Annotated in this window: 28 protein-coding genes and 6 tRNA genes; 30 read left to right on the top strand and 4 right to left on the bottom strand. The window is 38.6% G+C overall.

The genetic code is table 11. The annotated features are described in order from the left end of the window. Window position 1 precedes the first annotated feature (1 nt). Together buk and GVV20_RS00740 are read left to right on the top strand one after the other, a co-directional pair. A complete protein-coding gene (gene buk / locus GVV20_RS00745) occupies window positions 2–1,069 on the top strand; it encodes a butyrate kinase (RefSeq protein WP_159812690.1) in 1,068 nt (355 codons plus the stop codon). 8 nt (window positions 1,070–1,077) lie between these two features. After that, the gene (locus GVV20_RS00740; RefSeq protein WP_159812692.1) at window positions 1,078–1,989 is read left to right on the top strand and encodes a LysR family transcriptional regulator; all 912 of its coding nucleotides are present in this window, start codon (window positions 1,078–1,080) and stop codon (window positions 1,987–1,989) included. 132 nt (window positions 1,990–2,121) lie between these two features. Here the strand turns inward: GVV20_RS00740 and nox are convergent, their stop codons facing one another. Continuing rightward, complete coding sequence (gene nox, locus GVV20_RS00735) at window positions 2,122–3,456, bottom strand: H2O-forming NADH oxidase (protein WP_159812694.1); 1,335 nt, start codon at window positions 3,454–3,456, stop codon at window positions 2,122–2,124. 306 nt (window positions 3,457–3,762) lie between these two features. Between nox and GVV20_RS00730 the strand changes: the two genes are divergently transcribed. The 16 genes from GVV20_RS00730 (at window position 3,763) to GVV20_RS00655 (ending at window position 13,902) form a co-directional block, all read left to right on the top strand. After that, window positions 3,763–3,839: transfer RNA gene (locus GVV20_RS00730), tRNA-Ile, on the top strand. A gap of 26 nt (window positions 3,840–3,865) precedes the next feature. Beyond that, window positions 3,866–3,941 (top strand) — tRNA-Ala (locus tag GVV20_RS00725). Between the two features lie 107 nt (window positions 3,942–4,048). After that, on the top strand, window positions 4,049–4,489 hold the full coding sequence (locus tag GVV20_RS00720) for a GNAT family N-acetyltransferase (RefSeq protein ID WP_159741760.1): 441 nt from the start codon (window positions 4,049–4,051) through the stop codon (window positions 4,487–4,489). Between the two features lie 77 nt (window positions 4,490–4,566). After that, complete coding sequence (locus GVV20_RS00715; RefSeq protein ID WP_159635177.1) at window positions 4,567–6,252, top strand: Na/Pi cotransporter family protein; 1,686 nt, start codon at window positions 4,567–4,569, stop codon at window positions 6,250–6,252. A gap of 110 nt (window positions 6,253–6,362) precedes the next feature. Further along, window positions 6,363–8,048 (top strand): Na/Pi cotransporter family protein, encoded by a 1,686-nt coding sequence (locus GVV20_RS00710; RefSeq protein ID WP_159741572.1) that lies wholly within the window; start codon window positions 6,363–6,365, stop codon window positions 8,046–8,048. Window positions 8,049–8,107: 59 nt separating this feature from the next. Continuing rightward, window positions 8,108–8,584, top strand: a complete 477-nt coding sequence (locus GVV20_RS00705; RefSeq protein WP_159635171.1) for a nucleoside 2-deoxyribosyltransferase — start codon at window positions 8,108–8,110, stop codon at window positions 8,582–8,584. A 23-nt stretch (window positions 8,585–8,607) separates the two neighbouring features. Then, window positions 8,608–9,024: a PPC domain-containing DNA-binding protein gene (locus tag GVV20_RS00700; protein ID WP_159635168.1), complete on the top strand. Its 417-nt coding sequence runs from the start codon at window positions 8,608–8,610 to the stop codon at window positions 9,022–9,024. Between the two features lie 102 nt (window positions 9,025–9,126). Further along, window positions 9,127–9,618 (top strand): P-loop NTPase family protein, encoded by a 492-nt coding sequence (locus GVV20_RS00695; RefSeq protein ID WP_159741573.1) that lies wholly within the window; start codon window positions 9,127–9,129, stop codon window positions 9,616–9,618. Between the two features lie 156 nt (window positions 9,619–9,774). Next, window positions 9,775–9,850: transfer RNA gene (locus GVV20_RS00690), tRNA-Thr, on the top strand. Between the two features lie 135 nt (window positions 9,851–9,985). Continuing rightward, complete coding sequence (locus GVV20_RS00685) at window positions 9,986–10,294, top strand: PTS lactose/cellobiose transporter subunit IIA (protein ID WP_159635161.1); 309 nt, start codon at window positions 9,986–9,988, stop codon at window positions 10,292–10,294. Window positions 10,295–10,381: 87 nt separating this feature from the next. Then, complete coding sequence (locus GVV20_RS00680) at window positions 10,382–10,834, top strand: hypothetical protein (RefSeq protein WP_159741574.1); 453 nt, start codon at window positions 10,382–10,384, stop codon at window positions 10,832–10,834. A 90-nt stretch (window positions 10,835–10,924) separates the two neighbouring features. Next, the gene (locus GVV20_RS00675; RefSeq protein WP_159635155.1) at window positions 10,925–11,227 is read left to right on the top strand and encodes a PTS sugar transporter subunit IIB; all 303 of its coding nucleotides are present in this window, start codon (window positions 10,925–10,927) and stop codon (window positions 11,225–11,227) included. Between the two features lie 60 nt (window positions 11,228–11,287). Then, the gene (locus GVV20_RS00670) at window positions 11,288–11,710 is read left to right on the top strand and encodes a flavodoxin domain-containing protein (RefSeq protein WP_159741739.1); all 423 of its coding nucleotides are present in this window, start codon (window positions 11,288–11,290) and stop codon (window positions 11,708–11,710) included. A 268-nt stretch (window positions 11,711–11,978) separates the two neighbouring features. After that, entirely contained in the window at window positions 11,979–12,461 is a 483-nt protein-coding gene (gene coaD, locus GVV20_RS00665; protein ID WP_159741649.1) for a pantetheine-phosphate adenylyltransferase, read from the top strand. A 23-nt stretch (window positions 12,462–12,484) separates the two neighbouring features. Beyond that, window positions 12,485–12,561, top strand: a tRNA-Arg gene (locus GVV20_RS00660). A 513-nt stretch (window positions 12,562–13,074) separates the two neighbouring features. Then, window positions 13,075–13,902, top strand: a complete 828-nt coding sequence (locus GVV20_RS00655) for a MurR/RpiR family transcriptional regulator (protein ID WP_159638222.1) — start codon at window positions 13,075–13,077, stop codon at window positions 13,900–13,902. An 89-nt stretch (window positions 13,903–13,991) separates the two neighbouring features. On the opposite strand, the gene GVV20_RS00650 is transcribed toward GVV20_RS00655, so the two are convergent. Beyond that, window positions 13,992–14,075: transfer RNA gene (locus tag GVV20_RS00650), tRNA-Leu, on the bottom strand. A 138-nt stretch (window positions 14,076–14,213) separates the two neighbouring features. On the opposite strand from GVV20_RS00650, the gene GVV20_RS00645 reads away from it, so the two are divergent. The 6 genes from GVV20_RS00645 to GVV20_RS00620 all read left to right on the top strand — a co-directional run bounded on the left by GVV20_RS00645 (window position 14,214) and on the right by GVV20_RS00620 (window position 18,855). After that, window positions 14,214–14,747, top strand: coding sequence for a cysteine hydrolase family protein (locus GVV20_RS00645; protein ID WP_159741651.1), 534 nt, complete (start codon window positions 14,214–14,216; stop codon window positions 14,745–14,747). Then, window positions 14,744–15,751: an alpha/beta hydrolase gene (locus tag GVV20_RS00640; RefSeq protein WP_159741652.1), complete on the top strand. Its 1,008-nt coding sequence runs from the start codon at window positions 14,744–14,746 to the stop codon at window positions 15,749–15,751. Before GVV20_RS00645 ends, GVV20_RS00640 begins: the two co-directional genes overlap by 4 nt. Window positions 15,752–15,814: 63 nt before the next feature. Further along, the gene (gene lspA, locus GVV20_RS00635) at window positions 15,815–16,288 is read left to right on the top strand and encodes a signal peptidase II (protein WP_159741788.1); all 474 of its coding nucleotides are present in this window, start codon (window positions 15,815–15,817) and stop codon (window positions 16,286–16,288) included. Continuing rightward, entirely contained in the window at window positions 16,269–17,180 is a 912-nt protein-coding gene (locus GVV20_RS00630) for an RluA family pseudouridine synthase (protein WP_159638230.1), read from the top strand. Before lspA ends, GVV20_RS00630 begins: the two co-directional genes overlap by 20 nt. Next, window positions 17,177–18,367: a rhomboid family intramembrane serine protease gene (locus tag GVV20_RS00625; protein ID WP_159741420.1), complete on the top strand. Its 1,191-nt coding sequence runs from the start codon at window positions 17,177–17,179 to the stop codon at window positions 18,365–18,367. The genes GVV20_RS00630 and GVV20_RS00625 overlap by 4 nt, the downstream gene beginning before the upstream one ends. Before the next feature lie 8 nt (window positions 18,368–18,375). After that, a complete protein-coding gene (locus GVV20_RS00620; protein ID WP_159741421.1) occupies window positions 18,376–18,855 on the top strand; it encodes a deoxycytidylate deaminase in 480 nt (159 codons plus the stop codon). Here GVV20_RS00620 and rnhC read toward each other — a convergent pair. Beyond that, window positions 18,845–19,747 carry a ribonuclease HIII gene (gene rnhC, locus GVV20_RS00615; protein ID WP_159741422.1) on the bottom strand — a complete coding sequence of 301 codons (903 nt, stop codon included), beginning with the start codon at window positions 19,745–19,747 and terminating at the stop codon, window positions 18,845–18,847. The two genes, GVV20_RS00620 and rnhC, sit on opposite strands and share 11 nt — an antisense overlap. 72 nt (window positions 19,748–19,819) lie before the next feature. Here rnhC and GVV20_RS00610 point away from each other — a divergent pair, with 72 nt between their 5' ends. The 6 genes from GVV20_RS00610 (at window position 19,820) to GVV20_RS00585 (ending at window position 25,849) form a co-directional block, all read left to right on the top strand. Continuing rightward, entirely contained in the window at window positions 19,820–20,485 is a 666-nt protein-coding gene (locus GVV20_RS00610) for a CvpA family protein (RefSeq protein WP_159741423.1), read from the top strand. After that, entirely contained in the window at window positions 20,478–22,766 is a 2,289-nt protein-coding gene (locus GVV20_RS00605) for an endonuclease MutS2 (RefSeq protein WP_159741424.1), read from the top strand. Before GVV20_RS00610 ends, GVV20_RS00605 begins: the two co-directional genes overlap by 8 nt. Then, on the top strand, window positions 22,763–24,532 hold the full coding sequence (gene uvrC, locus GVV20_RS00600) for an excinuclease ABC subunit UvrC (protein WP_159741425.1): 1,770 nt from the start codon (window positions 22,763–22,765) through the stop codon (window positions 24,530–24,532). Before GVV20_RS00605 ends, uvrC begins: the two co-directional genes overlap by 4 nt. Then, window positions 24,519–25,259: a glutamate racemase gene (locus tag GVV20_RS00595; RefSeq protein WP_159741426.1), complete on the top strand. Its 741-nt coding sequence runs from the start codon at window positions 24,519–24,521 to the stop codon at window positions 25,257–25,259. Before uvrC ends, GVV20_RS00595 begins: the two co-directional genes overlap by 14 nt. Beyond that, on the top strand, window positions 25,256–25,726 hold the full coding sequence (locus GVV20_RS00590; protein ID WP_159741427.1) for a metallophosphoesterase family protein: 471 nt from the start codon (window positions 25,256–25,258) through the stop codon (window positions 25,724–25,726). Before GVV20_RS00595 ends, GVV20_RS00590 begins: the two co-directional genes overlap by 4 nt. A 47-nt stretch (window positions 25,727–25,773) precedes the next feature. Next, window positions 25,774–25,849: transfer RNA gene (locus tag GVV20_RS00585), tRNA-Arg, on the top strand. 75 nt (window positions 25,850–25,924) lie between these two features. Here the strand turns inward: GVV20_RS00585 and GVV20_RS00580 are convergent. Beyond that, the coding region (locus tag GVV20_RS00580; protein WP_250690165.1) for a tyrosine-type recombinase/integrase at window positions 25,925–26,555 on the bottom strand (631 nt) is incomplete at its 5' end.

Genomic DNA, 26,555 nt, shown 5'->3' with positions numbered 1-26,555 from the left:
CATGACATACATTCTAAGTATTAATCCTGGTGCGACATCAACAAAGTGCGCATTATATAAAGATACAACTGAAGTATTTACGGATGAAGTGCGCTATGATATCAAACAAATTGAATCCTACAATCGCCTCATTGATCAGTTGGAGATGCGCTATGACTCCATTTTAGAAGCAATTCGTAAGCATGGATATTCTGTTTCAGATATTGATGTGGTTGTTGCTCGTGGAGGAATACTTCCACCCGTTGATGCAGGCGCCATCGAAATTGATGACGCACTTGTATCATATCTTTTGAATGAATCTAGCGTGTCACATCCAGCAAATCTAGCAGCAGCAATGGCGAAACGGATTGTTGATGCAAACGGAAAGGGTAAGGCGTATGTCTATGACCCTATATCCGTAGATCAGTTAAATGATATTGCCCGTATTTCGGGACTTAACGGTATAGAGCGAAAGAGTGTGGGTCACATGCTTAATTCTCGTGCCGTTGCTCATAAATATGCAAAAGACTCGAATAAACCTTACAACTCATTAAATTTGATTGTTGTACATGCTGGAACTGGTATAACTGTGACAGCACACCAACGTGGTCGTATGATTGATCTTGTAGGTGATGATGAAGGCGCATTTTCACCAGAGCGGTCTGGAGGATTGCCACTACGACCATTTATGGATTTATGCTATAATAAACCTAAAGAATCGGTTACGAAAGACATTCGCCATCGTGGGGGGTTAGTATCATATTTTGACACTAACGACGTTCGTGATGTTGAAGCATTAATTGATGCTGGTAATACCGAAGCAGCACTCATTCTCGAAGCAATGGCATATCAGATTGCGAAGAGTGTTGGAACACTAGCTCCAGTTTTATCGGGAGACATTGATGCAATCGTAATAAGTGGTGGTTTCTCTCGTTCTGCCCGCGTCATGAACTGGGTAACAGAGCGTGTTTCTTTCCTTGCTGAGGTAGTCATTTACCCAGGTGAGTATGAACTTGAAGCATTATCAATGGGTGGTTATCGTGCCTATAAACAAGAGGAGCCTGTACAGCGTTTCAAAAGAAACACGTAGGGGGCAGCATGGACCTAAAAAAATTAGGGTATTTTGTAACATTAGTTGAAGAAGGTAATTTTTCTCGTGCTGCGAAAGCACTATATATAACACAACCAGCACTTAGTTGGAATGTTAAAGAACTTGAAGAAATGATGGGAACCCAGTTGGTTAAAAGATCAACAACCGGCATTGAAATAACTGAGGCAGGAAATGCGCTCTATACAGGTGCGAAAACTTTACTAATGGATGCAGATAACCTAATGCGTTCAGTTCGTTATGCTGGTCAACTTCAAAAACGGCGTATTCGTTTTGGATTAACAATACTCTCTTCAATTGAATACATGAGTATCTTTCAAAAATTTACAGAGTTCTATCCCGACTATCGCCTTGACTATACGCAACGCGGTTCAAAAGAAATTCAGCAACTCGTCGCAAATGGACAGTTGGATATTGGGATGGTCTCAACACCAATTTATTTTCCGATTCTCAATGAATCAAAAGTAATTCTTGATGACTACTATTATGACGTTGCCGTCGTTTTGCCAAAGGGGCATCGTCTGTGTCAAGCAACCTCCTTATCGCTTGAACAGCTTAAAAATGAACGATTCAGTATGATGACAAATGCCTTTGCAATGGGAAACGAGATCGAGAAACGTTGCATTAATCTTGGTTACTATCCTGACATTGTCTTCGTGAATGAAAATTGGGAGGTTATCGTTGAACATGTTGCGACATATAAATCGGTAACATTCCTTCCATTCGCAATCCAAGATGTCTTACAACGGGATGATATTGTATGGATTCCCTTGGAAGATGCTGAAGTTGCTCGCTTCAATGTGGTTTTGATCACAAGTCTTGATTTAAAGGACTACGATAACCGAATTTTCTATAATAGTTTCCAACAGACACTTCTCAGTACTGAGTCAACATCGAAATAAAACGAATCCAATGCCAGGATTCGTTTTATTATTATGGATTGAATAGATGATTGAATCTAAATAGTAGCGTTGGATTAATATGATACAATTCGGCGCATAAAAAAGGAGTCTTGAAGACTCCTTAGTAAAAATTTACTCTTTAGCTGAAAGTGCAGCCATCGTAATGTAGTTGTAAGGTTGATTGAAGTGAGGTAAGAAGAAGATATCTAAGAGTTGGATTTCTTCAATTGTGACTTCTTTCATGATTGCTAATGAGAACATATGGATGGTCATTGAAATATCAGTGTAAGACGCAAGTTGTGCTCCGATTACGCGGCGGCTTGCACGTTCGTATAGAATACGGATCTTGACTTTATTATTCTCGCTCATGAAGCCAGGTTTTTGAAGATCTTCAAAGTCTGTGTAGACAACATCAATACCTGCTTTTTTAGCTGCTTCGATGTTAAGACCTGTCGAAACCATGTTATATCCGTAAATAGAAATACCATTTGAACCTTGGACCCCTAATGATTTAAGAGGTGTTCCTCCAACATTATGTCCAGCAACAATTCCTGAACGCACAGCGTTCGTAGCAAGCGCAATATATGTTGTTTCTTGTAAGGCATTTGAATACAATGTTGCACAGTCACCGACAGCATATACATCTGGTAAGCTTGTACGTTGTTGTAAATCAACAAGGTAAGCGCCATTGTTAAATAATCTAAGATCGTTCTTGCCTAATTCATTATTTGGTCTAAAGCCAATTGCCATGATGACAAGTTCAGCATCATAAGAACCTTTATCTGTAACAACTTTTGAAACATTGCCATCACCCTCGAAGGCAGTAACCATTTCGCCATAGTTAAGATCAATGCCCTTATCGCTCATAACTTTGTCCATGTCTTTAGAGAACCATTCATCATAGTAGCTACTTAAGCATGTCGATGCAGATTCGACGATTCGAACATTTTTACCGCGACGGCGCGCAGCTTCTGCCATTTCAACACCAATATATCCAGCACCAACGACAACAACATTTTTAACATGGTCTTGACTTAATAATGCGTCAACTTTTTGTGAGTCTTGGAAGAGTTTGACGAAGTGAACCCCGCCTAAATCCATACCTGGTAATTTTGGTGTAATTGGTAGTGATCCAGTTGCCAAAATTAATTGGTCATAATCGATGACTGTTTCACGATTTTCGGAGTCAACATAGTGAATCTTCTTTGCCGCAAAGTCAACGTGATCAACGTTTGTTTGCATATGCACATCAGCACCTTTAGCGATAAATGCATCTTTGTTCGTATAGAACAATTGGTCAGAAGAATCAATTTGTTGCCCCACCCATAGAGCTGTACCACAACCTAAATAACTAAGGTTTGTGTTACGGTCAAGTATTGTTAATGTGTGATCTGGATAGTTGTCCAAGATCGTATTTGCTGCTGCAATTCCAGCATGGTTTGCACCAATTAAAACTACTTTACTCATTTTACTTCCTCCTGTAGTGAATCGTTCACTATAGTTAGTATAGCACTGCGAATATTTGATGAATGTGTTTGAAAATAGAGAATTATAAAAATGTTCTTAACAAATAGCATACATAATCCATGAAAGGGTATGATAGTGATTATTATTTCACTATTCACGAATTATGCGATGAAATTTCTGTAAAAACAGACAAAAGAATGTAATGTTGGGATGATTTTCGATGGATTTAGGATTAATTGGGAATAATTATGAAAACGTGTTGACACTCCCAATTCAGAATGATATATTATCTTAGCAATAAGGAATGGGCCTGTAGCTCAGTTGGTTAGAGCGCACCCCTGATAAGGGTGAGGTCGCTGGTTCGAATCCATTCAGGCCCACCATTTCTTTAAGTAATAACATAATATATGGGGCTTTAGCTCAGCTGGGAGAGCGCCTGCCTTGCACGCAGGAGGTCAGCGGTTCGATCCCGCTAAGCTCCACCATATTTAAAATAACGACATCCATAACGGGTGTCTTTTTTTGTTCCTGAAACGTCCATTATACTTCTACATCAAGACACGTTATAATAAAGATACAAAGGGGTGGCACAATGATTACAAAAATTAATGTTTTAGAAGATGATTTGAATCGGTTACTTGATGTTTGGGAACAATCTGTAAAAGCGACGCATACGACAATCAATGAATCTATGATTGAATCAATGCGCCCAACAATACTTACTGGACTCGCGTCAATGGATGCTGTCTATGTTTTCGAAAGCAACCGCTTCATGCAAGGATTTATTGGGGTTCTAAATGGCGCAATCGAGATGTTGTACGTAAGTCCAGAGTTTCGTAACAAAGATATTGCAGGTTCACTGGTTCGAGAAGTTTTACAGCTCAGTCAAACAATTACAGTGGATATTCCAGAGACAAATTTACACGAAAAACTGTTCTATCAAAATTTGGGATTCAAGCTGGATCGGGTTAATCCAATCGATCAAGCAGGAAATCGTAATCCGATGCTTCACATGAAGTATCAGTCACAATAGAATTGTTAATTTCTTTTCACACTATTGTGAAAATTTCATGATATTATGAGCATGGTCTATATTGATGGAGGATGCTCATGGAGCTTATTAATGCATTTACTCAAACCTGGATGGATTTGGGAATACATATTATTTTAGGGGGATTTGGCTTGTTCATGCTGGGAATCACCCTTTTAGGGGATGGTTTCAAGGCAGTTGCGGGAGACCGCATGCGGGACTATATCGACAAATATACAAGCAACTTATTATCAGCAATTTTAGTAGGAGCGATCATGACTGGGATTATGCAGTCAAGTTCAGCAGCAACCGTAATTTCAATCAGTCTCGTCCGTGCGGGATTAATGCGATTGGATCAAGCAATTGGAATTTCTTTAGGAGCAAACATTGGAACAACAATGACTGCAATTATTATTGGTCTCAATGTTGACGAAATGGGTTATTTCTTCCTATTCTTAGGTGCTATGATGTTACTCTTTTCAGGAAAACAATCAATTAAAAACTATGGCAAAGTTGTCTTGGCATTTGGGATGACCTTTGTCGGATTACAAATTATGAGTGATAAACTACTTTTAGTACAACAAATGCCTTGGTTTGAAGCAATGATGCTTCAACTTTCAGAACATCCATGGTGGTCAATGTTGGGCGGTGCGGGATTAACTGCGATTGTTAACTCATCGTCGGCGACGATTGCTGTTGTGCAAAAGATTTACGAAAATGGTGGAATGTCAATTATTGCAGCTGTTGCCTTTGTTTTTGGATCAAACATTGGAACGACAATTACAGCATTTTTTGCATCCATTGGAGGATCGGCATCCGCACGCCGTGCATCCTTGTTCCATACACTCTTCAACGTGTTTGGCGCAGTGATTATGATGTTCTTCATTGTTCCTTATTCTAACTTTATTCTTTATGTAAATGGAATGATGGGTGGATCAAATGCGATGGCTATCGGTGTTGCGCATTTCTTCTTTAACTTAATCTTCTGTATTCTTGTAATACCGTTTGTTCCATCATTTATCAAACTCTTGAAAGTTATTATTCCAGGGGAAGATAAGATTAAGAACCGAGATAAACTCGAACCGTTGGATGAAGAAATTATTTCACGATTCCCAGAAGGTGCACTACGCCTTGTGAAGGACCGTACAATCGTTATGGCTGATTTAGTTCATGAATCTCTAGAAGCATCGCAAAGTTATTTGCGTACGAAAGATAAAGAAGATTACGATGTCGTAATGCAGTTGGAGGAAATGGTAAATAAAATTGATACCAACCTGACTGCTTATCTTCTGAAAATTATGAAGTCTGCAGGCAATCAACCAAACATTGCAGAAGCATACACACGTCAGCTCGAAATTATTAAAAACTACGAACGTATGAGTGATTTATCGACAAATTTAGTTGAACTTTATCAATTAGCGTTTGATAATCGTGAGGATTTCTCGAGTGAAGCAATTCGAGATTTAGATACAATGTATCAACTCCTCGATGACATGTTACGTCGTTCGTTGAAAATCTTTAAGACAGAAGATATCTCGCGCTTTGAAAAACTTTCTAAAGATGAAGAATATCTTGATCTGATTGAAGAAAAATACCGTGAGAAACATTTCCAACGTCTTGCAGAAGGAATCTGTGAAACAAAAGTTGCAAGTAGTATCTTTATTGATATTCTTGGAATCTTAGAACGGATTGGGGATCATGGTGTCAATGTCTCACGTTATATGGTTTCAACAGTAAAACGTCACGATAGTGATAATGAACTTTAGAATAGAGCAGTCGTCATGGCTGCTTTTTCTGTATACAGCATTAATTTTTCGCTTTCAAGATACATCGGAAACGATGTATAATAGAACACATATGGGTGGAGGAAATGACGATGGATGTAACGTCAAGTCTAGGAAGTTTGTCAGATATACAATTTAATGTAATCCTTGGTGGATTTGGTTTATTTCTATTAGGAATCAAATTACTGGGTGATGGTTTTAAGGACGCCGCGGGACCTCGAATACGTGACTATATCGAGAAATATACCGGGAATATCTTTTCGGCAATTCTAGTCGGTACAATATTAACTGCATTGATGCAGTCAAGTACTGCAGCGACCGTAATTTCAATAAGTCTTGTTAGAGCGGGCTTAATGCGACTTGAACAAGCAATTGGTATTTCAGTAGGAGCAAACCTTGGTACAACTGTGACTGCTTTGATGGTTGGGTTAAATATCGAAGCCTTTGGGTACTATTTCGTATTTGTGGGTGCTTTTATGCTAATGTTTGTCAAACGAAATCAAATTAAAGCCTACGCACAAATTATCTTTGGGTTTGGAATTACCTTTGTGGGACTCCAACTGATGAGTAATGAACTGATTATTCTGTCAACGTTACCTGAATTTGAATCATTCATGGTGTACATGTCTCAAAACCCTTGGCTTGCATTGCTTGCGGGTACTCTCGCTACTGCTTTAATCAACTCTTCAATGGCTGTTATCGTTTTGGTGCAAACTATTTATGGAGCAGGTGGCATGACTATGGTGGCTGCATCCGCATTTGTCTTTGGGTCAAACGTCGGAACCACGCTGACTGCGGTGCTTGCTTCGGTCGGAGGTTCCGTGTCAACACGCCGTGCTGGATGGTTCCATGCTCTCTATAATATTCTAGGTGCCTTGGTTATGATGCCGTTCATCGGAATCTATTCGGACTTTATTATATCGTTGAATGCATCGATGGGTGGTTCGCCAGAAATGGCGGTTGGACTCAATCATTTCGTATTTAATTTAATTTGGGTTGTAGGCATTATTCCATTCATTCCATTCTGTATCCGTATTTTGGAGAAAGTTATTCCAGGTGAGGATCGAATCAAAGAACGCGAGAAAATTAAACCACTTGATTACAATCTAATCGAAAGCTATCCAGAAGGGGCGAAGCAACTTGCAAAGCAAGGTATCGCAAGTATGTCTGATCTTGTGATAGAGTCTTTTGAGACTTCTAAGAGTTATCTAAACTCAAGAGATGAAGAAGAGTTTGATATTGTTATGCAACTTGAAGAGATGATTAATGATCTCGACAAGCAATTGACACGATACCTTCTTGAAATTGCGAAAAAGGTTTCGACAACCGATTATTTTGCTGAAGAGTATGCAATTAGTTTGGACACAGTAAAAAACTTAGAACGTGTTGCGGATTTATCAACGAGTCTTGTAGGTATTTACCAAACAATTTTTAATAACCGCGAATCAATGAGTGAAGCAGCTCGTCAAGATTTAAACACGATGTACGACCATGTCAAAATTATGTTAGATCAGGCATTAAAGATGTTTGAGACTGATGATATGCAAGACTTTATTGTTCTTGCTGAGAATAATCGCGCATTACACCTAATGGACATGAAATACCGAGAACGTCACTTTAAGCGGATGGCACAGGGAACCTGTGACTCGAACTATGCAAGTTCGCTATTCATCGACATATTGACCACACTTGTGCGGATTGGTGGCCATGCTGTTAATATTTCTGAGTATGTGTACGGTGGTCTTTTGAAAGATGTGACATTAGAAGTATCACAATGATATCGTGACAATTTCATTAAGATTAGATAGAATAGAAGAAACACAAGGAGGCGTCATTCATGAAAAAAATGTATTTTGCAAGTCCGCTATTCTCAAATATGGAGTTTCGATACAACGCAAGTGTTGTTGCTGAAATTCGTAAAGCATACCCCGAGTTAGAAGTTTACTTGCCCCAAGAACAAGGGGATATTAACGATAAATCAAGCTATGCAGATTCGACGATGATTGCTAAATTTGACACAGAAGCATTGCTAGCATCCGATGTTGTTGTGGCTGTACTCGATGGTATTAGTATCGATGCTGGCGTAGCTTCAGAAATTGGCGTTGCGTATCACGCTAATATCCCAGTGATTGGCTTGTATACAGACTCCCGTCAGCAAGGTTTTGAAAATCCGAAAAAAATTGCTGCTTTAGCTGAAATAGGCGAGTCTCAATTTTCATATGTTAACCTCTATACTATCGGCCTCATCAAATTAAATGGAGTTGTTGTTAATGATGAGGCAAGTATGATTGAACTTATTGGAAACTATATTTAATCTCTAATTAAGGAAGTGTAGATATGAAAGAACATGTTATTAAATTAATGCCTGGTGAAGATATCATTGTGGCGTTGGATCAATACTGTAAAAAATATGAAATAAAAGCAGCATACATTGGAACTGTCGTCGGAAGTCTTGAAAAAGTTGTATTCCGCAAAGGATACAATCAGACCATGTTTGTGATGGATGGTCCATTTGAAATCGTATCGTGTGTTGGGACATTGTCCATGCAAGGGATGCACATTCATGCATCTGTGAGTGATTCTGAGTTTAAAGTCTTTGGCGGACACATCGTTCAAGGGAGTCAGGTAAAATCGACAGCAGAAATAGTCCTCATAGAATTAGAAAATCACGAGTTGTCGCGCACGAAAGGCGAACTAACAGATTTTAAAGAATTACGCATTCGCGAAATCAGCAATCAATGCCAAAAAGGCTAAAGCAAGGACCGTGTAACGATTGATACACGGTCCTTACTTTATTGTAAGGATCCGTGATAGAATCTCGTGTTACCATAGAAAGGAAAGTCGAGGACAGTTGAAATGACACAAATTGTTGTAATACGAGGAAACAGTGGTAGTGGGAAAACAACGATTGCGCATATGCTTCGGGAGCACTATTCTGGGTCCACAATGATCTTGTCGCAAGACGTGATTCGTCGAGAGATTCTCGATGTAAAAGATACTGAAGGAAACCTCTCAGTATCACTTATTGTTAATATGCTTAAATTTGGTTTGGGAAAATACGATTTAATTGTGATGGAAGGAATTTTTAACAGTTGGAAATATCAGGAAATGTTCCGAGAAATTACGGCGTTAGCAGTCCCTACTTATTTCTACTATTTCGATTTGTCGTTTGAGGCAAGCTATACACGTCATCTTATGAAAGATACAGCAGAGTTTGGGTTAGATGCCTTAAAACGCTGGTGGGTCAAGGGTGATTTGCTCAGTGATATTGATGAAACCCTACTTAACGAACAACAAGATGCATTAGAAATTACTCAACTTATTATAAGTACCCTAAATGCTAAATAATGTGTTGCCCTATAATATCAAAATAATACAGTAAAGCAAAAGCGGCAATTTTGTCGCTTCTTGTATTCTTACGACAGCAACTTGAGTAAATCAATTAATCCGAAATCATTCGAAAAAGATTGAAACCTGTGTCAAAAAGGAATACAATAATCTTACGCCGACTTAGCTCAATTGGTAGAGCAACTGAATCGTAATCAGTAGGTTGGGGGTTCAAGTCCTCTAGTCGGCACCATTTGCTAAGTACACTGTATGTAAACATACAGTTTTTTTATGTAATGGGAAGAAAACGCAATACAAGGCTATTTGACTAGGAAAGCAAAATGAAATTTGTTATAATGATTCTGTAATAAAAGGAGAGTAATTAACTATGGAAGGTATTGAACTACTAAGTTTTCAAATGATCTCATTCAACGGATCAGCACGCTCATGCTTCATTGAAGCAATTGCAGCTGCAAAAGAAGGCGATTTCGATCGTGCAGAACAATTGATGGCAGAAGGTGAAGAACAATTCGTTGAAGGACACCGTGTACACGCTCAATTAATTCAACAAGAAGCTCAAGAAGGAAATACAGCAATCAACTTATTGTTAATCCATGCGGAAGATCAAATGATGAGTGCAGAAGTATTAAAAATTATTGCAGCTGAACTTATTGATATTCACAAACGAATTCAGTAATAAAAACCACCCTAGGGTGGTTTTTTGTTAAGAAAGTGCCTAAAATATATGACTACATGATACAATGTACAAAAGTGAGGAAAGAAAATGAACATGAGTGAAATTGTCGTTATGATTTGTCGATTTGTAATCATAGCGCTCTACGGATTTGAAATGATGCGATACAATCGCGGAAAACGTATTGATGATACGTTGAAATTGAAGTTTGACGTAAGAAGTTGGATCGAAATTGTCGTTGTGGGTGTGCTGAATATTGGCTTTATTATTTATCCAGACTTGAAAGCTAATGTTTCATTCTTGACCTTTTATGGTTTCATTATGCTCATTGTGACGTTTTATCATACACGTCGCGTTGTGGCATGGGGTAAAAAAGTGATTTTTATACTCGAACACTCATTTTACGTTAAGGACATTACACGTGTTAAGTATGAAAAAGGCCGCTTATCTTTCTTATTAAAGGGACAACCTTTCAAACTACGAATGCCACTTACAGACATGAAGGCCCTTGAACAAAAATTTGCTGGGAAAAATTTCCGTTAAGGATTTGCACTAGTTAGTGCAATGTCAACGCTTTCTTATAGACTATTGAAACGTAAATTGTTATAATGTTCTTGTATCAAGGAGGGTATTATGAGAAAAATTATTCTACTATGTTCAGCTGGTATGTCAACAAGCATCTTAGTGAACAAAATGAAAGAGTCAGCAGACTCACAAGGTTATGAAGTTGAAATCTCAGCTCACTCAGTAAGTGAAGCTGCACGTGTTGGAGCGGATGCAGATATCGTTCTTTTAGGACCACAAGTTCGTTTTAACTTAAGTACAGTTCAAAAACAACTTCCTGAAAAACCAATCGAAGTTATCGATATGCGCGCATACGGAACAATGAACGGTGAAGCAGTTATTGCTGAAGTTAAAAAAGTATTGGGTGACTAATTAAATCACTAAAAATGTTAGGAAACTAACATTTTTTATTGTCAAAGCAAGGAGCAAAATATGAAACCATCAATCGTATACTGGACAGGGTCTGGTAACACACAAATTATCGCTGAAGCGATACAAGAAGCAATTGAAGACTTAGGAATGCAATGCGAAAGTAATTACGTCAGTGATGTCACTGCTGATGACGTAAAGGATTCTGATATATTCTTTTTGGGATGTCCTTCGATGTCCGGTGAAGCTGTTGAAGAATATGAGTTTAGACCATTTTTAGACGATTTACTCCCATATGTTGCTGGAAAAAAAGTCGTTCTTTTTGGTTCATACGACTGGGGTGATGGCGAATGGATGGTCAGCTGGAATCAGGAGATGATTGATTCAGGTGCAGAGGTACTTGATCGCTATCAAATCCAATGGGAACCTAACGATGAACAACTCGCAAATGTGAAGGAAAAAGTAACGTCTTACTTCAAAATGTAATTTGTTTCATAAATAATGTAAAAATAGTGTAAAAATAGTGAAAGTCCGTTGACTTTTACATTTTTCAATGTATAATGTAAACATAGATAGCCAAACTATCTTATATAATACTTGTCCTCAAGAAGATTCGTTGACACTATTTCCTCAACTAATGAAATACATTTATATTTCCTCCATCAGTAACAACGAATCGTCTCCTTTATAAAAACACACGGTAGGGTGTGTTTTTTGTTTGTCATAGCGTATAATGTTAACGAGAGGTATTCATATGAGAGTTATGTATCCTGGGTCATTTGATCCAATCACTTTAGGTCACATTGACTTAATTGAACGTTGTTCTCGAATGTTTGAAGAAGTTGTTGTTGCAATTATGGGTAACGACAGCAAGCAAGGAACATTTTCGATGGCGGAACGTTTAGAGTTAGCGCAAGAAAGTGTTAAACATCTATCCAATGTTGAAGTTAAAATTGGTGATGGTCTGACCGTGGACTATGCAGTTAAAGAAAACTGTACACTGTTAATTCGTGGTATTCGTGCGGTTATGGATTACGAGTATGAGTTGCAACACGCTGCAACGAACCGAGTCTTAAATCCTAAAATCGAAACACTATTTTTGGTGGCAGATCCCCATTATTCATATATTTCGTCGTCAGTTGCTCGAGAAATTGCACGCTTTGGTGGCGATTTAAAATCACTCGTTCCGTGCAACGTAGCGGATCGACTCATCGAGCGCTATGCTCAAAAGAAATAGCTTAAATCTGCTATTTCTTTTTTGCGGACATAGCTCAGTAGGATAGAGCGAGCGCCTCCTAAGCGCTAGGCCACAGGTTCGATTCCTGTTGTTCGCACCAATATCAAGCCAACCCACCTAAACGTGGGTTTTTTAGTGTCGTAAAAGACACTTAAGGAAACTTTTGAAATTTCCTCTGGAATTATATAGCGATTTAGTCGCCAAAGATGACTATATAAACATTATCTTCTATGGGTAGACCAATGGCATGATATAGTGGATATCTAGTGAAGAAATATGGTTAAAAAGGAGAATATCATGGAAATTCTAGATATCGTGGTCATTATTTCATTGATAATAGGTGTCGTTTTTCGACGACAGATTGACAAGGTTTTAGGTGATTATAAACTTAAAGTATTTCTATTATTGTTGTTACTTGTACCAATTATATTTTTTCTAATCTATGAGTTTCTTTAAACGAAGAGTACGTAATTCATAAAAAATGGTTAAGATACCTAATTGAAAGTACATAATTTGCATATAATCAAAAGGATTGATTGTAGAAATGGGGGAAATAGTGATAAGATAGCCTATATGTATGTCTATCAACCAAGACTGTAGAAAGGAAGAATAAATGGGAAATCAACTCCGCGTTCTCGATGCCCTAGAATTCCATCGCGCAGACTTAACACAAACCGAGCAAAGACTCGCTGACTTTATTTTAGAGAAACCCCAACGCGTCGTCGGTATGTCAATTCAAACCCTTGCGGTTGAAACAGAGACGAGTGCATCAGCGGTGAGTCGCTTATGCCGTAAAATCGGAGTCGAAAGTTTTCAAACATTCAAGGTTATGCTTTCAAGTGAACTTGCGCGCCACAGCTATAAGTCGGCGAATGAAATCTTGCATTATTCAAAACCACAAGAAGCCAAGCATGATATTTTGAAATCAGCATTTGAGGCAATGAATCAAACAACAGAAGATTTGACAATGGAAGAGATCAATCCCATTGTTGAATTACTCTATCATGCGAAGAACATATTCTTATATGGGGATGGATTTTCTGTGTTGGCTGTTGAGAACTTTAGACAAAAATGGTTACGTGTTGGTAAAGCGGTGTTTGTGGTAAACGACCAAGGGTCGGATCGTGTGACCATGTATTCGCAAAAGGAAGACTCTGTTTATGTTGCAATTTCAAATTCAGGGAACTCATCAAAAGTCTTAGAACTGATGTTGTTTGCGAAGAGTATCGGGTTTAAGACATTAGCAATTAGTCGTCGTGCAGACAGCCGCATTGAACACAATAGTGATTATAATCTCTATACTGCACCGGTAAGCACCGAACCAACTGCACTTACAAATTCTATTTATGCACAGTTTATTGCAATCGATATCTTGTACAGTGCTTACGTGACCCGATATGGCTTGCAAAAAGCTATTGTCGTTTCAGATTATTTCAAATAATAAAAAAAAGATGGAATCCGTAGACGATTACCATCTTTTTACTCGTAGGCATAAAAAAACTGAGAGTGAATCTCAGCTAAATTGTTTATTGGTGCACCAGAGAAGATTTGAACTTCCACAGATTGCTCTACACGCCCCTCAAGCGTGCGCGTCTACCGTTCCGCCACTGGTGCATTTCCTTAATGCTAATGTATTATAACATTAGATTTCACATTATACAATACTAAAAGATATAAAAATAAAGTCAGAAATTAAAGTGTAAAAAAGGCAGTAAAAAACGAGCTGTGATATGATTAAAGCGAGGTGGTTGTATGAAAAAATTATATATGATAGTTGATGTACAAAATGATTTTGTTGATGGTGCGCTAGGATTTGAAAAAGCCGAGGATGTTGTGAAGCAAATCGTCGCGACATTAGAAACAAAGCTTGAACCTGAAGATGTCGTTGTATTTACACGAGACACCCATTTTGAAAACTACTTAGAAACGCAAGAAGGGATACGATTACCCATTCCTCATTGCATTCATGGAACATATGGTTGGGAAATCGTTGAAGCATTATCGCCATGGATCAAAACTACGACGCTGATATTTGATAAACCAACATTCGGCTCACTCGAACTGGGAAATTATTTAAAAACACAGAATTTTGATGAAATTGAAATCATGGGTTTAGTCTCGAATATTTGCGTCATCACAAATGCTGCGATTGCGAAAGCTGCACTTCCAGAAGCTCGGATTGTTGTGAATCGAAATTTAACATCGAGTTTTGATGAATCCTTAGATTTAAAAGCATTGGAAGCTATGGCAGGATTCCAAATTGATATTGTTGGTACTGAAGAGTGAAACAATACCAACGCAACATTATTGGCATATTTCTAACACTCACAATCGTTTTTTCGGGGCTGTTTGGTTATATCTATTTTAATCCGTATGTATCTGCGACGGTGGTTCGTCGTGCTTTTGATGTGGGTATTGCGAAACCGCCTGAAAATTATGATGAAATTCGAGCACAAGTTGATGTCCAAGAAAATCTGGTTTATCCATCAGTTGAAATAGATAACATCTTTGATCTCTATAAACCCAAAAATGCAACTGGAATGGAGCCGGTCATAATTTGGGTTCATGGTGGTGCATTTGTAGGTGGCGATAAGGCGGATATCACAGAGTATTCAGTATTATTAGCACAACGTGGTTTTGTTGTGGCAAATATGAATTATCAACGTGCTCCAGAGGCAAACTACCCAAGTCAAATTATACAAGTTGGAGAGCTTTACTCGCATTTGTCATCCAATCGCGATTTGTACAACCTGAACATGGATAAAGTGTTTTATGCGGGAGATTCTGCCGGTGCTCACATAGTGTCACAATTTGTTCTCATTCAAAATGATGCTGCTTATTCAGAAAAAGTAGGCATCAAGTCTGTGATGGCTCCGAATACAATAGCAGGAGTCGGATTATTCAGTGGTCCGTATGACTTGAATGAAATTCTTTCGTTTGCCGATTTTGGTAAAGGAGCATTGGATTTCTTCTTTGAGCGAATTGGTTGGGCATACTTTGGAGAAAGAAATTGGCGTCAAGGCGACTACATTGATGAACTAACTATCATCGATTATGTAAATGAAGATTTTCCACCTGCCTTCGTTACTGATGGCAATACAATGACATTCACTCAAGATGGTTTGAAACTGGTAGATGCACTTGAAAATCTCGGGGTTGATGTGACTGCAGCATTTTATGATGAATCTGAAGCGGAGTTAGTTCACGAATACCAATTTATCATGACACTCGAACAGTCGCAAATGACATTTGAACGCTTTGTTGAATTTTTAGTGAGGGTCGCTGGTTAGCGGTCCTTTTTTAATGCAACGATACGCATAGCGTGTTATAATAAATCATAAAGCGAGGAATTTATGAAAAAACTATTATTGGTATTAAGTGCAGGAATCTTAGCACTTGATTTATTCGTAAAATATTGGATTGAATCGACATTACGCTTAGGTCAATCTATAACAATTATCCCTAATTTTTTCGAATTAACATATGTCCGTAATTATGGTGCTGCATGGAGCCTATTATCAGGCAAGCAATTTGTGTTCTTATTTGTGACACCAATTATTATTGGAGCATTAGTCTATTACTACGTAAAACAATCTGAACCGCTCCACTTAACAGCAATTGCTTTTATACTTGCTGGTGCTGTCGGGAATTTTGTAGATCGTGTCGTATTTGGATATGTAAGAGATATGTTTAGTTTTAATATATTTGGATATGCCTTCCCAGTTTTCAATGTTGCGGACATGGCAGTGGTATTTGGAGTTTTTTTAGTAATATTGATTATTCTTCGTGAGGAGATGAGGTTAAAACATGAACAAAATAATGATTGATGAACAATTAGAAGGAATACGCATTGACCAGTATATGGCACTACTGCTTGGAGATTACTCCCGTAGCGTTATTCAAGCATGGATTGAAGATGGGAAGATTCTCGTCAATGATAAAACAACAAAGCGCAATTATCGCTTGAAAGAGTCTGATGTTGTGAGTTATGAAATTACAGAGAAAGATACAACAATTCAACCGATAAAAATGGATTTAGATATCGTATATGAAGATGAGCATCTCATGGTCGTAAACAAACCTAAAGGGTTAATTGTTCACCCTTCACCGTCGACACTAAATCAAGCGACGTTGGTACATGGACTGCTTGCACACACAAACCATTTGAGTGATTTAAATGGTGAATTGCGCCCAGGTATTGTTCATCGTCTTGATAAAGATACATCAGGTCTATTAATTGTTGCTAAAACAAATGAAGCACATGAACTTTTGGTGGAGGCCTTAAAAAATCGTGAGATTTCCCGTGAGTATTATGCACTGGTACACCATGCATTCCCACACCAAAGTGCAACTGTAGATGCACCAATCGGTCGCGATACCCGTAATCGTCAACGAATGACTGTTACAGATAAAAATAGTAAAGAGGCAGTTACACACCTCTTCTTGGTCGAAAAGTTTAAAGATCATAGCTTACTCAGATGTAAACTTGAAACAGGTCGTACGCACCAAATTCGTGTTCACTGCAGTTATATCCAACACCCAATTGTGGGTGATGCAACCTACAGTTACAAAAATACACTGGATACACAAGGACAATGTCTTCATGCATTCCGTCTTAAATTTACGCACCCTATTACACATGAAGCCCTAGAATTTGAAAGTCAAATGCCACAAATTATGCAAGATACAATCGATGAAGTGAGACGCCTCGATTCGTGAATAAGCTCTATGGTGCATGGCTTATCGAACTTTCAAATTATTTAATTAAAGAACATGGTTATCAAATGATTACAATGACAAAAGCAAATGATGAGATTTGGTTAACCAATGCAACACATGCGTCATTGCCAATTATTATGATTACGAGCAAACCGCTGCAGGCGATTGATCCACTTGCAATTCAAGCGCATCGAGAATCGCTTGCTGTAGTTTTTAAAACAGAGGCTAAGGGCCTTAATATTTCTGTTGATGACAATACAACGGTACGTAATGACGAAAATGTCGTTGTGTTACCGGGATATACATCGCATTCAAAATTCATGGAACAATTTCCAAACATTGAAAACTCAATTTCAATGAGTAGTAATCCAGAAAAATCATTGTCGAAAGCAGTAATGGATCTGCGAAAAACAATGTTTAAAGCACAAAAACAAGTCCAACGAAAAATGTTCCCAGCTACTAATGCTATTATGATTATGGCGATGATTGGGTATGGACTTGCACTGTTCTTGGCAATGCAGGGCTTCGACTTTGATAGTGTTATGATCATGGCAGGCGGATTTTATAAACCCTTAGTCGGCTATGGTTACGAAGTGTGGCGTTTTGTCACATCAGCATTTGTGCATATTGATTTCTTTCATCTTCTGCTAAATCTGATGATACTAAGAAACATTGCAACATTGTTAGAGCCCGTTGTTGGGTGGAAACGTTTCCTAATCATATTCTTTGTTGGAACGATATCAGGAAATATGTTCCTCTTCATCATGCAAGATACTGCAATTGGATATGGTATGGCTGCAGGACTTGCGGCAACACTGGGTGCACTTCTAATCTATGTATATGAAACTCAAATTTATAAAGTGCCACGTGTTCTTAGTCAAATTTCTTCGATTGTGTTCATGAACATTTTGATTATGATGCTACCAGGCTCTAGCTATACAGCGATGGGTGGTGGCCTGTTTGCAGGTCTTCTTCTTGGCTTCTTGTTCTCCAAGCGTCGAGATTGGGAAAGCATTCGCACAGGATTGAAAGTTTTAATGCCTATTTTCTATATTCTGCTTATTGCGATCATGGTGATGCAACGAGATGCAATCAGTAATGCAACGATTGCAGAGAATTTGATCAAATCATGGGATAGTTTTGGATTTACTGGCTATTCTGAACACTTAAAAAATATACTTTCATAGGAGGCTTTATGTCGAAACGTCAAAATGCAATTTCTTGGGATGAATATTTTATGGGTTTAGCACATTTATCTGCTAAACGCTCAAAGGATCCCTCAACCCAGGTCGGAGCAGCAATCATTGATCCACACAAAAAAATTGTCGGAATCGGATACAACGGATTTCCAATCGGAGTAAGTGATGATGAATTTCCGTGGGAACGGGACGGTGAAATGTTAGCTACAAAATATCCTTATGTTGTACATGCTGAACTCAATGCAATTCTGAATGCCACGACATCTTTAAGAGGATGTTCGATTTATGTTTCGCTATTTCCGTGTCATGAGTGCACGAAAGCGATAGTTCAGAGTGGCATTACCGAAGTTGTCTATGAAGATGATAAGTATGCGACAACGGATTCTGTCATCGCTTCAAAAAGAATGCTTACGAGCGCAGGTGTTTCGTTACGACGTTTAGAAAAACCAGTCCGTATTGAACTGGTTAAAGATTAATTATTTTTTGAGTATTGGCGAAATGGGTTTTGGCAACCTTATGTAAGGCCTCCTGCCCATGGCGTTCGATAAATGCTTTACCTGCAATATCTACATGTGCTCCAGCCCCTTTAGGGAATTCGAAATCATAAAGTGTTCCTAATTGGTCGAGTGCTTCGAGAAATGCAAAGCGTGCAATGATTGCAGCACATGCTACAGCTAAATATTTATTCTCAGCCTTTGTTTCAAACGTTAAGTCTTTATAGACTTCGGGTTCTTGAGCAAGGGCTTTGAAATAAGCATCCTTAGGCATGAATTGATCAATTACGGAGAGAGTGGGCATTGTTATTTTCTTCGATAAATTCAGAAAAGCCTTATTATGAAGCTTTGCTTTGATAACGTTCATATTCATTGTTTTATGGACACTGTTATATTTTGCATTTTCTAATACGAGCAGGCTATATGTGATGGTCTCCATGATTACGGGTGCGAGTTGGCGAATCGTGTCGTCATTAATCTGTTTAGAATCTACGATTTTGCTGACGGGAAGGACATTTAAGTCCGCATCCGTAAGATAGGCAGCACATACGGTTATTGGACCAAAGTAGTCTCCAGTACCAACCTCGTCAGATCCTGACATAGGATAGCGAGTTGGTGTTGCGCTACTTTGTGTAGATTCTTTCTTACTCGATTGGGTTACCTCTGATTCGACGTATCCATAAAGAGAAGCATGAAAAAAAGCAGCCTGACCTTGAAATACTACTTTTCCACTTGTGTATGCGGTAATTGTAAAATCGTCACCACGAATCTGGAAATGTGTGTATGGTAAGTCAGTCCGTATTTTGTAAGCGTAATAACGCTTTTTAAGATCAAAGATTTGATCGTTTGTAAGTTTTAATGTGATTGGTTTCATAACAATAATATAGACTATTTGAAGTTGAATCACAAATATTTTTAGATTATGATTAAACAAAGGAGTGATACAATGATTACATTTCCATCAGATTGGATGATCTACTTAAACGGTGTGATTATCATATGGTTCCTCATTGACCTATACAGAGGTTATAAACGGGGAATGCTCTTGCAGATCGTAGACGTAGTAGGAACGTTCGTTGCGCTTTTTGCAGCATGGCTTCTTTCTCCTGCATTTTCCAAAGTCATCACGTTCGTCAAGTTAGATGGTAACGGACTCGTTACGGTCAATCAATTCGTAGGCAATCAGGTTAACCGACTGATTTGGTTCGTAGTTCTATTTGTAGTTATACGTATCCTCTTGTTACTTGTAACACCACTAGCTTCATTCATTTCCAAGATGCCATTAATCAAACAGGTTAATTCAGCAATTGGCGGTGTGTTTGCTGTCGTGATGTTCGGGGTTAAATTAATGATTGCGATTCTACTACTCTCAACACCATTAATTATCAACGGACAAGATGTCGTTAATAATACGTGGTTGAAACAAGTCAATGAAGTTGGACAGCCTGTACTTGCAATTGTCGATGACTTTATCGTTCGAAATGATGCAATTCAGTCGATTATCATGGAACAAAAACTACCCGATGAACAAGAACAGGCAATGGTAAAATGGCTAACCGATAATAATTTTACAGATCAAGAAATTAAGGAGTTTTTAAATAAATATGAATAATATATCGTCTCGTCTCGAGTTCGATAAAGTACTAGAACGAGTATCATTTTACGCATCGTTCTCACTAGGGAAAGAGAAGGTGCTACAAAGTGAGCCTTCTTTTTCTGCTTTAATCGTTCGTCGAGATTTAGCACGTGCAAAAGATGCACTGCAACTAGTTATAACCAACGGATCATTATCTTTTGGTGGTATTACCGATGTTAATTTTGCACTGGGGTTCGCAGCAAAAGGTGGAACCCTCGCAATTGATGAAATCATCGATGTCGGTCGCTTTATGCAAGGGATTCAACGATTAAAAAATCAATACGAGAAAGTTGAAGGCAGTTATCCTGCTTTAGACGACTTGTTTGAAAGTTTAGTTGTGAACGTAAAAGTTCTTGACCATATCAATCATGCATTTGGAGAACAAGGGAATGTTCTTGATCGGGCAAGTACAACACTTTCTTCAATTCGAAGAAGTATTACACAACTTGAAGGAAATATTGATAAACAAACGCAAGAGTTCTTGACGAAAAATCGTTCCATGTTGAGTGAAGCCGTTGTTTCATTACAACATGGCCGTAAAACATTCTTAATCAAGCCATCCGAGAAAAACAAACTCGATGGAACAATATATGGAGAATCTGCAAGTGGACAGTCTGTATATTTTGAGCCTGCGTTTTTATCTCGCATGCAAAATGAACTTCAAGGCTTACATCATCAGGAAGCCGATGAAATTGAGCGAATTTGTCGTGAAACATCGGGTTTAATTGCTGGGGAAGCCCTACAATTAGAGGCTGATGTTGATACTGCTGGGATTCTTGATGCACTCTTTGCGAAAGCAGAATGGGGCCATAAAAATGACGCCGTCGTTGCAACATTGACCAAAGATTCTTTAAAGTTAAAGAACGCACGTCATCCACTAATTGATCCGAAAACAGTCGTTTCAAATACATATCAAATGATTCCCCCGCACCGAATGATACTCATTTCAGGACCGAACACCGGTGGTAAATCGGTGTCGCTCAAAACAATTGGTTTGAGTATTATGATGACCTTAGCAGGCTTCCCAGTGTGCGCAGAAGAAGCGGAAGTTATGTTAGTTGATAAAATCTTTGTGGATATTGGGGATCAACAATCTATTGAGAAGTCGCTATCGTCGTTTTCAGCACATATGCAAACGATGACAACGGTAAGTGAAGACGCAACACGCAATTCGATAGTACTGCTTGACGAGCTCGGTTCACAAACAGATCCTCTCGAAGGAGAGAGTCTTTCAATGGCGATTCTTGACCATTTCCGAGATGTTGGATGCTGGGTTGTCGCAACAACGCACTTTTCAAGATTAAAGCAATATGGTACACAATTTGAGGATATCTTAATTGCTAGCGTTGAATTTGATCTTCAAAATTTAATGCCAACGTATCGTTACCGTGAAAACATTATGGGCGAATCGAATGCGTTTGCAATTGCAAAACGACTTGGCTTAAACGAAGCGATTATCAACCAGGCCCAGGAATATAAAGAAGCAAGTCAATATGAAACCGAACATATGATGGAAATTCTTGAGGCGAAAATTCAAGAGCAAGAACAAAAAATTGTTGAACTGAATGAGAAAGAAAATGAACTAGAAAAAGACAAAGCGCAGCTTCTGTTAGATCGTGAAGCAATGCAGCGTGCATTTGAAAAAGAGAAAGAAAAATTAGTTGAAGAAAATGAATCCTATCTCGAAGAGATGCTTTCAGAAGCTCAGAAACAACTTGATGTGATTAATCAATCAAGCCGTCCTGATTTTAGGAAGCAAGCTGTCAAAAAGATTGAATCAATGCAACGTGAAATTGTAGTAGATGATATTGCGATTGGTGATCGGGTCAAACTTAAATCAACCAGTCAGGTAGGTGTGGTAGAAAGTATTGAAAAGAACACGGCACATGTATCAATCTCAGGTCTAAAAGTTAAAGTCGATTTATCAAAATTGACGAAGATTGCTGGACCAGCGCCAAAAGTAAAATCAAAACAACGGAAATCACATTCTATCAGTGCCCGTTCATCATTCAATACAGAGCTAAATATAATCGGTAAACGTGTTGCGGAAGGAATTCCAATGGTAGATAAATTTATTGATGATGCCCTTGTGAACAATGTTGTTCAATTCCGAATAGTACATGGTCATGGAACCGGACAACTTCGTAACGCTGTTCACGATAGACTTCGAAAGAATAAACATGTCGGTTCATTCGAACTGGGAAGTATTGGTGAAGGTGGCTCGGGAGCTACAGTCGTTAAACTAAAACAGTCATGAAACATACAATTGAAGAAAAACTAGCATTACTTCCAACAGAGCCCGGCTGTTATCTCATGAAAGATAAAAACGGAGAAATTATCTACGTTGGTAAAGCAAAGAAACTTAAGAACCGTGTAAGTTCCTATTTTCATGGTGCGCATGATCACAAGACAACCAAGATGGTCAGTCAAGTGCGAGATTTTGACACAATTATAACGTCAACAGAGAAGGAATCGTTGATTCTCGAGATTAACCTCATTAAAGAACACCGTCCGCGCTTCAATATCCTTTTTATGGATGATAAATCATATCCGTACCTCAAGGTGAGTCGCACTGGAAAACCGGAAGTTATTGTTTCCCGTGATAAAAAACACTCGCCGAATTACACCTACTTTGGTCCATATCCGGATGCCACTGCTGCTCGAGCAATGGCAAGTGTTCTAAATGATTCTATTCCAACAGGAGAGGATTTACTTCCTAATACACAAGCGATCTACAATAGCTTTAACCGGACTGAAAAAAAATACTCGAAAGAAGAGTTATCGTTATGGCGACAAAACGTTATCAGCATCCTTAATGGTAATTCGAAATCATTCATTGATGCTCTAGAAGCGAAGATGCTTGAAGCCAGTCAAGATATGAATTTTGAGTTAGCGCAACGCTATAAAGAAAAACTTCAGGCAATCGAATATGTAGGAGACCGCCAACAAGTCCAATTCAGTCGCACTGAAAACTTTGACGTATTCAACTATGCATATTATCAAGGATACATTGCGATTACCGGGTTGTTTGTTCGTGCAGGTCGTTTGCTTGAGCGAACCATGGCGGTTGAAGCAAGCCTCGAAGAACCAGAAGATGCGCTGACATCATTCATCGCACAGTTCTACCAAAACCAACCCACTCCTAAATACGTATATGTACCAGAATTGCTAGATAAAGATTCGATACAGGCGATGATTCAAACCGAAGTTTTGCATGCTCAACGTGGGAAAAAGCGAGCATTAATGGATATTGCTGAAAAGAATGCACACCAACAATTGGATGATCAGTTTCAACTCCTCAAAAATCGTCAAAATTTCAAAGAAGAAGCACTCTTGCACTTATCGCAATTACTATCATTTTCTGAGACAATTCATCGGATTGAGGTTTTTGATAACTCTCATATTTCAGGAACCTTCGCCGTTTCGGCATGTGTTGTCTTTGATGATGGGGAACCGAACAAATCGTTATATCGTCGATACCGTCTACATCAAGGTAATGATGATGTAGCATCAATGAAAGAAGTTCTATACCGTCGTTATTTTAGAATTTTGAAAGAAGATGGCGTCTTTCCAGATTTAATTTTAGTAGATGGTGGGAAGCCGCAAGTCAATGCTGCACTTGAAATTATGGAAATGTTAGATTTAAGCATAACCGTTGCAGGACTTGTGAAAGATGATCGTCACCGCACACATGCACTACTAAATGCAAGTGGCGAGATTCTCAACGTCGATAAAACATCATCCTTGTATGCACTAATGACGCATATGCAAGATGAGGTCCACCGTTACGTTATTGGTTACCATCGAAATTTACGTAAAAAAGCAATGACCAAATCAATATTAGACGAGGTTCCGGGTTTAGGACCGGTACGACAGAAGCAACTCTTTAAGACATTTGGATCGCTTCGTGGAATTCGTGGTGCAAGCATTGAAGCATTAGAAACGGTTATTCCAGAAGATGTTGCACGCGAACTCTATGATATAATTCATATAGATTGGACGGAACATAATGATGAGAAATAATAAGACAATAGGACTTTTTGATTCTGGATTGGGTGGATACAGCGTCTTTCAATACTTAAAAACCCATCTACCATCGTTAAATCTCGTGCTTTATGCGGATCAAAAAAATGCGCCATATGGAAACCAGAGTGATCAAGCAATTATTGAGCATACAATTCATGCGATGGCTTGGTTTGAAGCTCAAGGAATTACTGATGTCGTGATTGCATGTAATACTGTATCTTCGATTGCGATGTCAGCAATCTCGGAAGTCTATCCCGCTTTAAATATTATGGGGATTATTGATCTCACGACGTCACAAATGACAAGTACCAACGAAACGGTGGCGGTCGTATCAACATTGGCAACACATCGATCCAAGGCATATACCAAATCTTTACATGCTCGTGGTATCTATAATGTTGTGAGTCTGCCGTTGAGCGACCTCGTGAACTATATAGAAAACATGGAAGATCCGTCAGAGTATCTTCAAAAAGCACTGGAACCTATTCAAGAGGCAACAACGCTAATTCTAGGCTGTACACACTACCCTTTGATATTAGATACATTTGAACGCTTCTTTCATGGGGAAATTGTAGATTCAAGAGAACCAATCTATAAGGTATTAAAACATTATGAAAGCAATCAGGTTGGATCCATTCGCGTTGTAACGAGTGGAAATCCTGATATTATGCGAGATCAAATCAAAGCATTATTTTTAGAAGACATCGAGGTTGAAGGCGTATGAAAGAGTTTATCGTTGTAAGTGATAATCATGGCAATGCAAAGGTACTCCAACAAATTTTGGAAAAACACCCAAATGCGGAAGGATTTATCCATTGTGGCGACAGTGAGATGGATCCCCGTGATTTAAAGAATTTTACTGTCGTTACGGGTAACAACGACTATTACTTCAAATTTCCAGAATACATGATAGTGACGCTTGGCGGAAAACGTATCTACATTACACACAGTCATACGCTTCCGTATGGCAAAGCAATTGAGACTTTAGTCGCACGTGCAAAAGCCCAAGACTGTGAAATTGCTTGCTATGGGCACACCCATAAATTTGATTTTAGAACGATTGATGGAGTAACTGTCATTAACCCAGGATCGCTCTATTATAATCGTGATGGAAGTGACCCAAGTTACGCCAAAATTACGATAGAAAATGACATAATCTCCGCTGAAAAATTATTTTCGAAAGATTTATAAAAGGCGTTGTAAATGGCTGTACTATTTGTTATTATAATAGTCGCAGTGTCTTCGTAGCTCAGTGGATAGAGCACGCGCCTTCTAAGCGTGTGGTCGGGGGTTCAAATCCCTCCGAGGACGCCAATTGAAATTACACCCACTTAATAGTGGGTTTTTTTGTACCCTTATGTAGAAAACCCCTACAAAACCCCTACAATCTTAGATTTTTTCAATTATATCAAGTAATTCATCATCGCTCTTTTGCATTAAATGCGCGTAGGTTTTAAGTGTTTGTGAGGTTGTTGAGTGCCCAAGTCGTCTAGAAACGGCAATAATATTGGCTCCCTGGTTAATTAATATTGTAGCGTGTGAGTGCCTTAAATCATGTAATCTGATTTCTTTCACACCACTATCTTTAATTGCTTGTTTAAAGTGCCTTGTGAGCGTTGTTTTGGAAATAGGTTCAATGCCACCGAAAATGAACTCTCCTTCGAATTTGAGCACTTCTTTTATCTCTAGGGCCAACTCTTCATGAATCTTCACGATGCGACTGCTGCCTGCGGTTTTTAATGTTCTGTATTTGTTATCTCGGATCATAAATGAATTATTCTTAATATCAAAGTCACTTTTAGTCATCATCCTTAATTCTTCTCGCCTTGCACCTGTATAGAAGAGTGATTTCACCAAAAGTCGAGTTGTTCTATTAGAAATGGAATCCAAGACTTTTGTCATTTCCTCAGCATCCCAAAAAGGGTGGTCAATCTTTTTCCGTTCTGGAATTGTTTCTAATAGTTTAGTGTTGTCCGGCAAATCATAATAAAGGTATGCGTGATGGGCTACGGCTTTAAGG

Source organism: Erysipelothrix aquatica (assembly GCF_009828775.2).
Lineage (GTDB): Bacteria > Bacillota_I > Bacilli_A > Erysipelotrichales > Erysipelotrichaceae > Erysipelothrix > Erysipelothrix aquatica.
This window is presented reverse-complemented; position numbering and strand designations above follow the sequence as displayed.

Excerpts from the sequence above, each read along its gene's own strand:
- buk (WP_159812690.1), top strand. The coding sequence starts at position 2 with ATGACATACATTCTAAGTATTAATCCTGGTGCGACATCAACAAAGTGC.
- GVV20_RS00740 (WP_159812692.1), top strand. The coding sequence starts at position 1,078 with ATGGACCTAAAAAAATTAGGGTATTTTGTAACATTAGTTGAAGAAGGT.
- nox (WP_159812694.1), bottom strand. The coding sequence starts at position 3,456 with ATGAGTAAAGTAGTTTTAATTGGTGCAAACCATGCTGGAATTGCAGCA.
- GVV20_RS00720 (WP_159741760.1), top strand. The coding sequence starts at position 4,049 with ATGATTACAAAAATTAATGTTTTAGAAGATGATTTGAATCGGTTACTT.
- GVV20_RS00715 (WP_159635177.1), top strand. The coding sequence starts at position 4,567 with ATGGAGCTTATTAATGCATTTACTCAAACCTGGATGGATTTGGGAATA.
- GVV20_RS00710 (WP_159741572.1), top strand. The coding sequence starts at position 6,363 with ATGGATGTAACGTCAAGTCTAGGAAGTTTGTCAGATATACAATTTAAT.
- GVV20_RS00705 (WP_159635171.1), top strand. The coding sequence starts at position 8,108 with ATGAAAAAAATGTATTTTGCAAGTCCGCTATTCTCAAATATGGAGTTT.
- GVV20_RS00700 (WP_159635168.1), top strand. The coding sequence starts at position 8,608 with ATGAAAGAACATGTTATTAAATTAATGCCTGGTGAAGATATCATTGTG.
- GVV20_RS00695 (WP_159741573.1), top strand. The coding sequence starts at position 9,127 with ATGACACAAATTGTTGTAATACGAGGAAACAGTGGTAGTGGGAAAACA.
- GVV20_RS00685 (WP_159635161.1), top strand. The coding sequence starts at position 9,986 with ATGGAAGGTATTGAACTACTAAGTTTTCAAATGATCTCATTCAACGGA.
- GVV20_RS00680 (WP_159741574.1), top strand. The coding sequence starts at position 10,382 with ATGAACATGAGTGAAATTGTCGTTATGATTTGTCGATTTGTAATCATA.
- GVV20_RS00675 (WP_159635155.1), top strand. The coding sequence starts at position 10,925 with ATGAGAAAAATTATTCTACTATGTTCAGCTGGTATGTCAACAAGCATC.
- GVV20_RS00670 (WP_159741739.1), top strand. The coding sequence starts at position 11,288 with ATGAAACCATCAATCGTATACTGGACAGGGTCTGGTAACACACAAATT.
- coaD (WP_159741649.1), top strand. The coding sequence starts at position 11,979 with ATGAGAGTTATGTATCCTGGGTCATTTGATCCAATCACTTTAGGTCAC.
- GVV20_RS00655 (WP_159638222.1), top strand. The coding sequence starts at position 13,075 with ATGGGAAATCAACTCCGCGTTCTCGATGCCCTAGAATTCCATCGCGCA.
- GVV20_RS00645 (WP_159741651.1), top strand. The coding sequence starts at position 14,214 with ATGAAAAAATTATATATGATAGTTGATGTACAAAATGATTTTGTTGAT.
- lspA (WP_159741788.1), top strand. The coding sequence starts at position 15,815 with ATGAAAAAACTATTATTGGTATTAAGTGCAGGAATCTTAGCACTTGAT.
- GVV20_RS00630 (WP_159638230.1), top strand. The coding sequence starts at position 16,269 with ATGAACAAAATAATGATTGATGAACAATTAGAAGGAATACGCATTGAC.
- GVV20_RS00620 (WP_159741421.1), top strand. The coding sequence starts at position 18,376 with ATGTCGAAACGTCAAAATGCAATTTCTTGGGATGAATATTTTATGGGT.
- rnhC (WP_159741422.1), bottom strand. The coding sequence starts at position 19,747 with ATGAAACCAATCACATTAAAACTTACAAACGATCAAATCTTTGATCTT.
- GVV20_RS00610 (WP_159741423.1), top strand. The coding sequence starts at position 19,820 with ATGATTACATTTCCATCAGATTGGATGATCTACTTAAACGGTGTGATT.
- GVV20_RS00605 (WP_159741424.1), top strand. The coding sequence starts at position 20,478 with ATGAATAATATATCGTCTCGTCTCGAGTTCGATAAAGTACTAGAACGA.
- uvrC (WP_159741425.1), top strand. The coding sequence starts at position 22,763 with ATGAAACATACAATTGAAGAAAAACTAGCATTACTTCCAACAGAGCCC.
- GVV20_RS00595 (WP_159741426.1), top strand. The coding sequence starts at position 24,519 with ATGATGAGAAATAATAAGACAATAGGACTTTTTGATTCTGGATTGGGT.
- GVV20_RS00590 (WP_159741427.1), top strand. The coding sequence starts at position 25,256 with ATGAAAGAGTTTATCGTTGTAAGTGATAATCATGGCAATGCAAAGGTA.